At 43.0% G+C, this 11,869-nt stretch carries 11 protein-coding genes and 1 other RNA gene; 3 read left to right on the top strand and 9 right to left on the bottom strand.

Annotated features, from left to right (window positions below; genetic code table 11):
• Positions 1-39: 39 nt before the first annotated feature.
• Both B4G94_RS08275 and B4G94_RS08280 read right to left on the bottom strand, forming a co-directional pair.
• The gene (locus B4G94_RS08275; protein ID WP_286858215.1) at positions 40-480 is read right to left on the bottom strand and encodes a hypothetical protein; all 441 of its coding nucleotides are present in this window, start codon (positions 478-480) and stop codon (positions 40-42) included.
• A gap of 72 nt (positions 481-552) precedes the next feature.
• Positions 553-1,056 carry a GNAT family N-acetyltransferase gene (locus B4G94_RS08280; RefSeq protein ID WP_165308983.1) on the bottom strand — a complete coding sequence of 168 codons (504 nt, stop codon included), beginning with the start codon at positions 1,054-1,056 and terminating at the stop codon, positions 553-555.
• A 432-nt stretch (positions 1,057-1,488) separates the two neighbouring features.
• Here B4G94_RS08280 and B4G94_RS08285 point away from each other — a divergent pair, with 432 nt between their 5' ends.
• Positions 1,489-2,754 carry a DUF5009 domain-containing protein gene (locus B4G94_RS08285; protein WP_286858218.1) on the top strand — a complete coding sequence of 422 codons (1,266 nt, stop codon included), beginning with the start codon at positions 1,489-1,491 and terminating at the stop codon, positions 2,752-2,754.
• A gap of 107 nt (positions 2,755-2,861) precedes the next feature.
• Positions 2,862-3,908, top strand: coding sequence for a glycoside hydrolase family 18 protein (locus B4G94_RS08290; protein WP_286858220.1), 1,047 nt, complete (start codon positions 2,862-2,864; stop codon positions 3,906-3,908).
• Positions 3,909-4,035: 127 nt separating this feature from the next.
• Here B4G94_RS08290 and B4G94_RS08295 read toward each other — a convergent pair whose 3' ends face one another.
• From B4G94_RS08295 to B4G94_RS08310, 4 genes are all read right to left on the bottom strand, one after another.
• Positions 4,036-5,187 carry a Gfo/Idh/MocA family protein gene (locus tag B4G94_RS08295; RefSeq protein ID WP_286858221.1) on the bottom strand — a complete coding sequence of 384 codons (1,152 nt, stop codon included), beginning with the start codon at positions 5,185-5,187 and terminating at the stop codon, positions 4,036-4,038.
• A 20-nt stretch (positions 5,188-5,207) separates the two neighbouring features.
• The gene (locus B4G94_RS08300; protein ID WP_286858222.1) at positions 5,208-6,275 is read right to left on the bottom strand and encodes a sugar phosphate isomerase/epimerase family protein; all 1,068 of its coding nucleotides are present in this window, start codon (positions 6,273-6,275) and stop codon (positions 5,208-5,210) included.
• A 64-nt stretch (positions 6,276-6,339) separates the two neighbouring features.
• A complete protein-coding gene (locus tag B4G94_RS08305) occupies positions 6,340-6,912 on the bottom strand; it encodes a gluconate 2-dehydrogenase subunit 3 family protein (RefSeq protein WP_286858223.1) in 573 nt (190 codons plus the stop codon).
• Positions 6,913-6,916: 4 nt separating this feature from the next.
• Complete coding sequence (locus B4G94_RS08310; protein ID WP_286858225.1) at positions 6,917-8,596, bottom strand: GMC oxidoreductase; 1,680 nt, start codon at positions 8,594-8,596, stop codon at positions 6,917-6,919.
• 232 nt (positions 8,597-8,828) lie between these two features.
• On the opposite strand from B4G94_RS08310, the gene B4G94_RS08315 reads away from it, so the two are divergent.
• Positions 8,829-9,677, top strand: a complete 849-nt coding sequence (locus B4G94_RS08315) for an AraC family transcriptional regulator (protein ID WP_165308978.1) — start codon at positions 8,829-8,831, stop codon at positions 9,675-9,677.
• Between the two features lie 590 nt (positions 9,678-10,267).
• On the opposite strand, the gene B4G94_RS08320 is transcribed toward B4G94_RS08315, so the two are convergent.
• From B4G94_RS08320 to ssrA, 3 genes are all read right to left on the bottom strand, one after another.
• Entirely contained in the window at positions 10,268-10,876 is a 609-nt protein-coding gene (locus tag B4G94_RS08320; RefSeq protein ID WP_286858226.1) for a hypothetical protein, read from the bottom strand.
• A complete protein-coding gene (locus B4G94_RS08325) occupies positions 10,792-11,145 on the bottom strand; it encodes a hypothetical protein (protein WP_286858228.1) in 354 nt (117 codons plus the stop codon). The genes B4G94_RS08320 and B4G94_RS08325 overlap by 85 nt, the downstream gene beginning before the upstream one ends.
• A gap of 348 nt (positions 11,146-11,493) precedes the next feature.
• Positions 11,494-11,861, bottom strand: a transfer-messenger RNA (tmRNA) gene (ssrA, locus tag B4G94_RS08330).
• Positions 11,862-11,869: the final 8 nt, after the last annotated feature.

Here is an 11,869-nt window from a genome sequence, read left to right on the forward strand (position 1 = left end):
ATAAATTTGAGACAGCCTCTTTCTTTTGTTTTAAAAGTTTTATTGTAATAATGGTAAAATTTTGTTCCAGATCTGCTGGTAAATCTTATCATCTCGAATGATACCTTTATTTTCGTCGTAATAATTGGGAGAATCAAAGCTTCCGCCTCTACGGCGTTCGATCAGGAATATATTGAGGACAATTTTAGCTGTTCTATCGGATAAGGGACTAACCAAAAAATTGGAAATTTTTGTATCGCCTTCATTACTAAATAATCCTGTGTTTTTGTTGTATACACTTGTCTGTATAAAACCTGAAGAACGGTCTAATTTATCAATATAATAGCCGCTTTCATGGAGAGCCTGTACAATTTTTGTATAGGCAGAATCTGCAGGGATCATGATGGTCTTGGTCCGCTCGGGATTTTGCGCTGAGGCTGGATTGATCCAAAAGAATATAGAGAGAAACGACAATAGCAATGTGTGTGATCGTGGAGTCATACCTGTGGCTTTAAGCGTATAAAATAATTACTTAAAGCTAATGATTTTTCTCTTGAAAGCCAATTGTGTGACTTAACTTACCCTTTTACCCAATATTTTTAAACTCCGTTCTACACCGTCCAGCGTAGCGATATTTGGGAGATTCGCCCATTCCTGGAATCCCATTTTTTCAAATAGTGTAATGCTCGGGACGTTATGCGCAAAGATGAAGCCTAATAAGGTATGTACTCCGAGTGCCGGAGCTTTGTCTATACAATACTGGAGGATTTGTTTACCCAGTCCACGGCCCCGTTGCTGTTCATCCAGGTAAATGCTGATCTCTACTGTGGCATCGTAGGCCGGCCGGCCATAGAATGACTGAAAACTCACCCAGCCTAGGATATTGTTATTTTCGTCCTCTACCAACCAAAGGGGTCTTTTTGACGGACTATGCTCGTCAAACCATTTCAGTCTACTTTCTGCTGACACTGGACTGGTGTCAGCTGTGACCATTCTGGATGCAATGGTGGTATTGTATATCGCAACGATACGGGGTAAGTCTGCCCGGCTGGCGTCCCGAAATATTAACTGACTCATGCTACAAGTTATTTTAGATCTTAATCCAAAAATATCAGTTTTACCGTATAGTTGATGCTTTTTGTCAAAGTTTTTCCTCCTGATGAATGCACGGTTGTCTTTTGAAAAGCTACAAAATTGCTAAACAGATTGATACTTAAATATTTTGTGTAAACGGTGGACTATCATTGGCCTTATGCAAGGGGTAATCACATCTATATGCTATTCAAAAAACTCATTCACCTGCGATATGTTCTAACTACCAACTTAATAAGAGCAGAAATTACACTAATTTGAACATTTTTTTCGCTTGAATGTGACTTAATTTTATCATCTTAGGATAAGCAAATAGCTTTTGTTTGCTCAATATAAACCTTAGTACAAGAAAAATGATATACGCTCAGTTTATGATGGCTATATCTTGTGGTTCTTAATTCTTTGGAGCTGCCGATCATGCGGGATAGCATAGGAACTGAGTGTTTGGCCTGTGTGACAGCTGATTTCTTGGGATTTATCGATAGCATTATGGATCAACAACAACCTAAACAATCAATTCGAATCCGCTCAATGGATGTCATGCGTGGTATGACGCTATTTCTTATGTTATTTGTCAACGATTTATTCGCTCCTGGTGTTCCCAAGTGGATGCTGCATACGGAAGCGGATGTCGATGGCATGGGATTGGCAGATTGGGTTTTTCCGGGATTCCTTTTCATGGTGGGAATGGCTGTACCTTATGCCGTGGCCGCGCGGGAAAAGACGGGGGAGTCCATGGGGCTTATCTTTTCCCATATTGTCATCCGTACGGCGAGCCTGATCCTGATCGGTGTTTTGATTCTGAATGGAGGCCGTCTGGATGCCACATTGACAGGGATGTCCAATTTTTTGTGGTTAGGTTTATTGTACCTTTGCGTATTTATGGTTTGGAATAGGTTTCCGACGAAATCGGGAAATCAAGCCTTATTTAAGGGGATACGTTTCCTTGGGATCTTGGGGATCTGTTACCTGGTCTATCGTTTTAAAGCCTCCGATGGTAAAGGTCTGGAAATCGGTTGGTGGGGAATCCTGGGCTTGATTGGATGGGGCTATTTCGCCGCAGCCGCCACATTTGTATTAAGCAGAGGACGGCTTGCTGTTGTGGGATGCGCATGGTTGCTGTTTCTCGTTCTGAATATCCTGTCCCAAACAACGTTCAAATTACATGTTCCGGTCCTCGGAAATTACCTGAATGTGTTGTTGTCTGGCAATGTTCCTTGCATTGTATTGGCCGGGACAATCATTGGTATACTGATCAGGCGATATGCGACTGTACCAAAAATGCTTTTGTGTCGACTGCTGGTTATTGGCATACTGTGGCTGACTGGCGGATTTGTGCTGCGCTCCTGGTTTATACTGTCCAAAATTCATGGTACTCCGAGCTGGGCGCTGCTATGTTGCGGTATAAGTGTACTGTTATTGCTACTTATCTATTACCTCATAGATATCCGGAAATACCATAATGGAATATTTGTCTTTGAGGAGGCCGGTAAGAATTCGCTGACCACCTACCTTGCCCCGGATTTGATTTATTTCATCTGTTGGGGATTTCAGATTCCTTTATTTTTCTATAAACAATCGAGTAATATGGTGTTGGCAGTCGGTGGTTCGTTGCTATGGGCCTTCGCCATGCTGTGGTATGCTATTTTACTGAAAAAGATGAATATCTATTTAAAACTTTAAAAATCCGCGGGTGATAACCTGTTTATCCTGTTGTTTGCCAGAGGTCATCATGAAGTTGATTGGCCCAGAATTAGCATTATTAATTTTCAATTTTTATTATAATCAGTATGAAATCTAAACATGTTACGAAACCTCTAAAGCTATTCGCCTTTAGCTTTGCGGCGATAGCTTTATTGACAATGATTATTTGTCCCCAAAAGAGCTATGCATTTGAAAAAAATAAAAAAGTGGTGATTGCTTATGTGACTTCCTGGTCAAGCGTGATGCCGGATCCGACGTACCTGACACATATCAATTATGCATTTGGTCATGTAAATGATCATTTTGACGGTGTGCGCATTGACAATGAAACAAGATTAAGGAGTATCACTGATCTGAAGAAAGCGCATCCTCGCCTTAAAATACTGCTTTCCATTGGAGGTTGGGGAAGTGGCCGCTTTAGTGAGATGGCTGCTGATGCTGCTAATCGGAGAAAATTTGCGGGGGATTGCGCACGTGTTGTAAAAGAGTTTAAGCTTGACGGCATTGATATTGACTGGGAATACCCGACCAACTCTTCTGCCGGTATTTCCGCGACGGAATCGGATACAGAAAATTTTACGTTGCTAATGCGGGATATTCGTAAGGCCATCGGTAGGAAAAAGTTATTGACACTGGCCTCTGTATCAAGTGGTCAATATATTGCATTCGACCAGATTAAAAGCGACGTGGATTTTGTGAATATCATGACCTATGACTCAGGCAATCCTCCTTATCATCATGCGAGCCTCCACCGTTCATCTTTATCGGGGCGCACGACCTGTGCCGAGGCCGTTAAGGCGCATATCGCTGGCGGTATGCCTGCCGAAAAGCTGGTGCTTGGCATTCCATTTTATGGACGTGGAAATAAAACCGATATCAAAGGTTTTATCGACTATAAGGATCTCCTGAATTTACAGGGTTTTGAACAGAAATGGGATGATGAAGCGAAGGCACACTATTTGGTCAATGCGCAAGGAACTCTGGTATTAACTTTTGAAACGCCCGAATCCATTGCCCTGAAATGTGAGTATGTGCATGAGCAGGGATTACTAGGTGCAATGTATTGGGAGTATGCCGGTGATACCGAGGGGGGCATACTGCGAGATGCGGTGTATAAGGGTATTATACGTTGATATTAGAATTCCTAAAAATTGTGAAAACCGAAATTACTGAACTATCTATAAGGCTTCTTATTTGATGATGATGCAGTAATTTCGGTAAGGGAATCTATTGCTGAAGTCTATATTGTCGTGATGGTCATCAGAATGCTGTCCATTTTTGACTGGACTGTCCAGAAGCTATCACTGTTTCGATAAATTTCATTCCCCTTGCTCCATCTGCTACCGTAGGAAAATCCAACATAGCCTCGGTAGGACTGGTACCGTTTAAGTTGGCGAGAATTGTAGCTGAAAAATTTCTGTAGATATTGGCAAATGCTTCGATATAACCTTCCGGGTGTCCGGCCGGCAAGCGAGTGTTGTGCTGGGCGAGAGAGGAAAGATATTGCTGTCCTGCACGAAATATTTGAGCTGGTTCATTGAGCCATTTTAGTAGAAGAGTATTCGGATCCTGCTGGTTCCATTCCAAGCCTGCTCTCTCGCCGTATATCCGTATTTTTAAAGCATTTTCTTCGCCTGCCGCTACCTGTGAGGCTGAGAGCACTCCTGTCGCATCATTTTCAAATCTCAGTAGGACATTTCCGTCATCTTCCAATCGTCTTCCTGCCACGACGGTTCGCAGATCGGCACATATTTGGGTTATTTTTAGGCCGGAAATATATTCAGCCAAATGGGCCGCATGCGTTCCGATATCACCCATGCAACTGCTCAATCCACCTTTTTGGGGATCTGTTCTCCAGGCAGCAAGTGGAGATTCCGTCTCGATTAACGTGCTCAGCCAGCCCTGTGGATATTCGACCATGATTTTACGGATATTGCCAAGTTTGCCTTCGCGTACCAGCTGGCGCGCCTGTTTGACCATGGGATATGCCGAATAGGTATAGGTGACGCAAAGCAGGAGTCCTGTTTCATTGATTTTCTGCTGTAATAATTCCGCTTCTTTGCGCGTGAATGTCATGGGCTTTTCCAGCAGCACATGAAACCCGTGTGTCAGGGCTAGCATGGCTGGCTCAAAATGGGCAACATTTGGAGTTACAATGCTTACAAAATGCATCCGTTCGTCAGGTGGTAGCTGACTTTCGCGCAGGATCATTTCCTGAAAATTTGCGTAGATTCGATCCGTGGGGAGCGAAAGGAGTTCTCCAGATTCCTGTGCTTTAACGGGATCCGAACTTAATGCGCCGCAACATAGTTCGATCTGTCCATCTATACCTGCTGCCATACGGTGTACGGCACCAATAAAAGCATTTTTGCCACCCCCCACCATGCCCATCCTGATTTTTTTGATTTCCATAATAACTGTATTTTAGGCTGTTAATCGTCTGATAAACCTATCAATTTTCGATTCAGGTTGTCATCGGGACCAGCAGATGCAAAGTCGTCGAATGCATGATCACTTACCTGAATAATGTAATCCTTGATATGTTGTGCACCTTCACGGGCCCCATCTTCGGAGTTTTTAAAGGCACATTCCCATTCCAGGACTGCCCAGCCCTTAAAATCATATTGCGTCAGCTTGGTAAAGATCGCCTTAAAATTGACCTGCCCATCGCCNNCGCCAATGGAACGAAAACGGCCAGCCCGTGCTTGCCAATTTTGATAACCACCATATACACCTTGACGGCCAGATGGATTGAATTCAGCATCTTTTACATGGAACATTTTGATCCGCTCGTGATAGATGTCGATGAATTGCAGGTAGTCAAGGCATTGCAGTACGAAATGTGAGGGATCGTACAGGATATTTGCCCGTTTATGATAATTGACTTTTGCAAGGAACATGTCGAAAGTGACACCATCGTGCAGATCTTCACCGGGATGGAGTTCATAGCAGAGATCCACATCGTATTGTTCGCAGGCATCCAATATGGGGAGCCACATATTGGCGAGTGCCGTGAATCCTGTTTCCACTAGATTCTCCGGACGTTGCGGCCAAGGATAAACGTAGGGCCAAAGAAATGCACCGCTGAACGTCGCAAGGGCCTTCAGTCCGAGGTTATGGGAGGCTTTGATCGCGTAGTAGAGCTGCTGTACAGCCCATTGCTGCCGCTCTTTGGGATTATTATGCAGTTCTGACGGTGCGAATGAGTCAAATAACGGGTCAAAAGAAGGGTTTACAGCAATCAGCTGCCCTTGGAGGTGCGTGGATAGTTCGGTGATCTCCAAGCCGTAGGATTGCACAGTAGTCTTGAGCTGCAATGCATAATCTTTATCTTCCGCAGCTCTTTGGAGATTGATCAATCGAGTATCCCAGGTAGGTATCTGGATACCTTTGTAACCGATCGAGGCAGCCCATTTACAGATGCTTTCCAGGGTATTGAATGGCGCGTTGTCGCCGGCAAATTGCGCTAAAAAAATAGCAGGTCCTTTAATTGTTGTCATAAATATTTTTTATGTAAATAAGATTGCCCATAGGGGGTGGCCTTATATTTTTCTGTTGGTTGTTTTAAGCCCATGCTTTATCTCCTTTTTTATAGGGAACATCCCCTTCATATCGGCCCGGAACCTGATTATAACGGAGTGCCTGTTTATAACCAATTTCCGAGGAGAAATAGCCAAGGAGTGTCAACTGCTTAAACATGGTGTAATAATGATTGGGTGCCTCTCCTTTTTTTTGTGCATATTCTTTTGCTTCCTTGTCAATAGCTGTTAGTAGGGCAAGCCGCTGCTCGGCTGTGGCTTCCACGAATCCCAGATGATGCATTTTTTTACATGCCGCCTCCAATTTTTCCATCCCCTCGAGAAATACTTGCTGATCTGGGACCTCGTAACAGTCATTCACTATGACTGTCATAAAAGAACCGACTTTAGCTGCTTTGGCCCCCGGGCTTTTTTGCGTAGTGGGGAGTATGGTGTCTGCCACCTCATCCAAAAGTGCGATTTGCTGTGGAGTTAACTTGAGGCGTTCCTTAAGGTCGTGTTCTTTGCTGGAGCTGCAGCCCGTCAGAAAAGCATTGCCGCCAATTACGGCTCCGCCTGTAAGCAGTGCGATCATCTTTAAAAGTGTTCTTCTTTCCATTGGCTTAACTGTTAATTTTCTTGAGCTCACTGACGGCATGATCTACCGCCCTTGCTGTCAGTGCCATATAAGTCAGCGAAGGATTTTGGCAGCCCGAGGAGGTCATGCAGGCGCCATCGGTGACATATACATTGAGACAATCCCATACTTGATTCCATTTGTTGAGTACTGAGGTTTTGGGATCCAGCCCCATTCTTGCGGTTCCCATTTCGTGGATACCATGCCCCATGGCATGGCCATTATCCCAGGTGTTCACATTTTTTATTCCCGCGATGGCAAGCATGGCTTTCATTTCTTCCTGCATATCTTTCCGCATCTTCAGCTCATTCTCTTTCAGCTCAGCATCCATGGCCAGTACCGGCAATCCCCATTTATCCTTTCGCTCTTTGTCCAGAGCGATTTTATTATCGTGGTAAGGGAGTATCTCGCCGAAAGCGGTGGCGCCGATGGTCCACTGACCGGGCTCGGTGAGCGCATCTTTGAAATCACCGCCAATATTGAGTTCGGCAACCTCTCTGCCCCAACCTTCACGACTGGCGCCTCCTTGATAACCGAAACCACGTAGGTAGTCTCTTTTGTCGTTACCTATATTGACAAATCGCGGAATATAAAAGCCATTGGCTCTTTTCCCGAATATATACCTGTCTTCGTAGCCTTCCACGATTCCAGAAGCACCGATGTTGTAATGATGGTCCATCACATTATGTCCTAGTTCCCCACTGCTGCTACCCAAACCGTCGGGCCAGATGTCTGTTGCGGAGTTGAATAAGATCCATGTACTGTTGAGAGCCGATGCGCATAGAAAGACCACTTTACTTTTGAATTCATAGGTTTGGTTGGTCTCGGTGTCCAACACCTCTACGCCACTAGCCTTTTTGGTATTTTTATCATAGAGGACTTGCCGAACCAGCGAGTAGGGCCGGACGGTCAGGTTGCCGGTTTTCATTGCTGCGGGTAGGGTAGAGGACTGTGTGCTAAAATAGCCTCCGAAAGGGCATCCTTCCCAGCATCGATTTCTAAATTGACATTTTGACCGGCCAGGAATCAGGGCTGTCAGGTTTGCGGTTCGTCCAATGATCAGGTGTCGCTTGTCTCCATATTCTTGTTTAATACGTTTGGCTACGTCCTTTTCGACGCAGTTCAGCTCCATTGGGGGAAGAAACTGTCCATCGGGCAAGTGTGCGATATTTTCTATGGATCCGCTGATACCGGCAAATTTTTCAACATGGTCATACCAAGGGGCGATATCATGATAACCAATGGGCCAAGATACAGCGATTCCATCCCGTTCATTAGCTTCAAAGTCCATTTGACTAAACCTATAGGACTGCCGGCCCCATAAAGTAGAGCGCCCGCCCATGCGGTAGCTACGCCACCAGGTAAAAGGTTTCAATTCGGTATAAGGACAGTCCTCCTCATTCACCCAACCGTCCATGACGGCTTCTGAGGCAGCCCAGCCACGATGGATAACAGGATACTTCTTTTTCTGTTCTGTAGTTGTACGTCCGCGGTGCGGGAGATCCCATGGTTCGCGTAAGGCAGATTTATAATCTTTGACATGTTCGTAAGGGCCTCCACGTTCCAGCATCAGGACCTTTAATCCCTTTTCACAAAGTTCTTTTGCGGCCCATCCGCCACTGATGCCGGAGCCTACGACGATGGCATCATACGTATTAGCTTCCATGGTTGATTATTATTGAGGTTGAGTTCATAATTTTATTTTGGTTTATTTTTTATGCGATAGCCGCATACGATTCACATGTGGTTCCCTTGTCGTATGATAAATTTACAGTATCCAACGAGCATCTTTCAACTGCTATTTGGCTGAAAAAATATGCTATCTTGCCATTTATTGTGTTTATAATCGTATATTATGTGTTCAGATAGCAGATGTATTCGCTAATAAGATTTCTATAATGAAAACACTGATCCAGAAAATACACGTTGAAGAACAATACTCTTTTGCCTGTAGAACGTACAGAACACCGACTTTTGAAACGGCTTGGCATAGGCATCCCGAGTGTGAGCTGATTTTGATCACCGAGGGAAACGGTACAGCGCTTATTGGTGATTACATCGGTGATTACAAACAAGGCGATGTATTTTTCCTTGGCTCGGATCTGCCGCATTGGTTCCGCAAATCAAAGTCGGATGCTATGGGGAGCGCGATTGTTGTTCATTTTCTAAAGGATTTTTGGGGAGCGGGATTTTTAGCGCTGCCCGAGATGCATGTTATCGCGGGCTTGTTGAAAAATGATAGCACGGGAATCCAGCTTACGGGAGATCTTTCGAAAGAGATCGCTCTTATGATCCGTCAGATTGAAAATATGGAGGGGCTTGAACGTATCCAGCTATTATTAAGCTGTATGGATAGGATTGGGGCATCAGAGGAGCAAAAGGTGATCACCATGGCTTTTGATACGATTGCAGGCCGTGATGAAAACATCGTTATCGAAGCGATAATAGATTATTCCTTCAAGAATTTCTTAAACCCTATTTCCTTGGAAGAGGTTGCCGCCAGCACGAATATGTCGATTTCGGCGTTTTGCCGCTTTTTCAAAAAGAACATTAAAAAGAGTTATTTTGATTTTATCAAGGAGCTCCGGATTGGTCATGCCTGCAAACTTTTGCGTGATACGGATCGGCCGATTTTGGATATCTGTTATGACAGCGGCTATAACAGTTGGGCACATTTCAGCAAACAATTTAAGGTGGTGACAAAGGTATCACCCTTAAAGTATAGAAAACAGTTTCGTACGGGATAGGGACTAAAAAAGAAAAGCCATACGCAATGTTGAATATGGTTTTTCTAGTGGGGGGCACGAGAGGTCAATAGAACCTTTAGTGCCTTTATGACAGTTTATTAAGAAGGTAAAAGTAAAGCTCTCTTTTTCAGTGTAGTTGTTATAAAAGGTGCCATTTTAAAAGTATTCCAGGCAAATAATGACGGTTTTGCAAAGATGGTTGCCAAGAAAGAGCGTTCCCAGAGTACCTATGATAAATATAAAATTGTTTATAACCACTTTGGAGGCATCAAAAGATTAAAGCAGCGGGTGTCAAATTTATAGGATACCCCTATTACCCGTCGTTTGGAATCTTTTCAGGGGTTAAATCCTCCCATTAATTCAAGGCCTTTATGATTGGTGAAGCATCGTCTAGGGTAGAAGTGGTCTCTTCCATTTCTGCTAGCGGTAATAGAAGGTTTGTTGTGGTATCAGTCTCTTCGAGATGCACCATATTAGTCGAAATCTTAAATTGCAAATGGCTATTCTGTAGTAAAACCACCTCACCGCCTATTGAGGAACATAATAATAGTCGTGCATCTTTTGATTTTGTTAATGAGTTACAAAGAGAATCACAGCATTTGAGCGACTTTATAATTTTTCCTGTTCCCTGTTTGGAAGTAAGTTATATGTCCATTAAAATACGGCACAATCAGTCCGGAAGACGATATCAAAAAATCATTATTAAAAGTGATACCCCTGGTATTACCCCATGGTTCTGGAATATTTAAACCATCGTCATCCGTAAACTCGTTAACAAATTCCAGTGATGGAAATTTGTTAACCTGGTAACTAAAGGGTGGGAATCCGCCCGTTATAATAATCTCATCACCATTCTCAGAAAAATTACAAGCGCTCGGCGAAAATAAGGTGGCTATGTATTTTTTGTACATTCTTACTGCATTTTCTTTTATTTCAAAAAAGCGGACACTTCCTGTATCTTCTGATTCCGTTATTTGTACCGCAATTAATTGCTCACCTGGATGAACAATAATGTTTTTGGTATACACCTCACTTAACGCGTCGGTATTATCCAGTCTGGATAAGGTGTCCAGATTGTAAAATTCAATTCTCGAGGATCCAGCATTTGCAGCAATTAAAAGGTTTTTTGACGCAATAACCGTATGCAGGAATAGCCTTTTAAATGGGGGGCTAAAGTATTTTGAACCACATCTCCACATGTTCGAGAAATGTTCCGCGTAGTAATATTCCATTCTATATTTTTCGAGCCATTTAAAGCAAACCAAACTTGATTCTCAGGCGAAAAACAAGCATCTAAAATAATAGAATCAAATTGATGGTAGTATGAAAGGCTTAACTTATCACCTTCAATATGGACTACAGCAAACTCAGAGGAGTTATCAAGTAATATGAGTGCGATATTACCATTGTCATTAAGTAATGACTTTGAAATTTTACGCTCTATATCTATTTTATCTATTATTTCCATTGTGCGATAACTTATTTTATCTCCTTCTACTTTTCTATCTGCGGTTTCCTCCTTAAATAAAACTAATACCGGATAAACAAATGGTATCAGCTGGCAATTTGACTCAAGATTGCTCTACCCCTATTCGAGGTTTCTCTCCATTATAAAAATAAGATATTTTGCTGCGTGTGTCAAGCCAACTCTATTTTGACCTTGTCTTATAGTTTAAATTCCTCTATCAAAAAGCTTTCTAGTATTTTGGAAAAACCGTGATATTAAACAGTTGTTAAATTGTAATAAATTTAAAATGAGGGAGATGGGTTATTTAGATTATACAAAAAAACGGGATAATTTTTCAATTATCCCGTCAAGTGGAGCTGGAGAGATTCGAACTCTCGTCCAGTCATGGTACTGTATACGCTTTCTACATGTTTAGCTTCTCTTTAATTGTCGGGCGAGGGAAGGTGAGTCGCTTACCTATACCGTACGCCGTAGTTGCTGTTTCTCACAAGTGCTTAGCAACATCACACTTGCCAGTTCTATCGTTCGATGCCCCAAATGTTAAACCAAAGAACAGGATCTAACGGGACAAATAGCTATGTTAAGTCTAACTTAAGCAGCTAAGGCGTAGTTTTCTTCGCCAGTTATAATTCTGAAAGTTCAGATTAAAGTGCTCTACTAACAACGCACTACATGCTTACATAACCGTCTCCATCCTGTCAATTCCGGTCAACCCCAATTATGT

Origin of the sequence: Sphingobacterium sp. UBA7625 (assembly GCF_002484085.1) — a bacterium.
Lineage (GTDB): Bacteria > Bacteroidota > Bacteroidia > Sphingobacteriales > Sphingobacteriaceae > Sphingobacterium > Sphingobacterium athyrii.

Excerpts from the sequence above, each read along its gene's own strand:
- B4G94_RS08310 (WP_286858225.1), bottom strand. The coding sequence starts at position 8,596 with ATGGAAGCTAATACGTATGATGCCATCGTCGTAGGCTCCGGCATCAGT.
- B4G94_RS08320 (WP_286858226.1), bottom strand. The coding sequence starts at position 10,876 with ATGTGGAGATGTGGTTCAAAATACTTTAGCCCCCCATTTAAAAGGCTA.
- B4G94_RS08285 (WP_286858218.1), top strand. The coding sequence starts at position 1,489 with ATGCGGGATAGCATAGGAACTGAGTGTTTGGCCTGTGTGACAGCTGAT.
- B4G94_RS08295 (WP_286858221.1), bottom strand. The coding sequence starts at position 5,187 with ATGGAAATCAAAAAAATCAGGATGGGCATGGTGGGGGGTGGCAAAAAT.
- B4G94_RS08305 (WP_286858223.1), bottom strand. The coding sequence starts at position 6,912 with ATGGAAAGAAGAACACTTTTAAAGATGATCGCACTGCTTACAGGCGGA.
- B4G94_RS08280 (WP_165308983.1), bottom strand. The coding sequence starts at position 1,056 with ATGAGTCAGTTAATATTTCGGGACGCCAGCCGGGCAGACTTACCCCGT.
- B4G94_RS08325 (WP_286858228.1), bottom strand. The coding sequence starts at position 11,145 with ATGGAAATAATAGATAAAATAGATATAGAGCGTAAAATTTCAAAGTCA.
- B4G94_RS08290 (WP_286858220.1), top strand. The coding sequence starts at position 2,862 with ATGAAATCTAAACATGTTACGAAACCTCTAAAGCTATTCGCCTTTAGC.
- B4G94_RS08315 (WP_165308978.1), top strand. The coding sequence starts at position 8,829 with ATGAAAACACTGATCCAGAAAATACACGTTGAAGAACAATACTCTTTT.
- B4G94_RS08275 (WP_286858215.1), bottom strand. The coding sequence starts at position 480 with ATGACTCCACGATCACACACATTGCTATTGTCGTTTCTCTCTATATTC.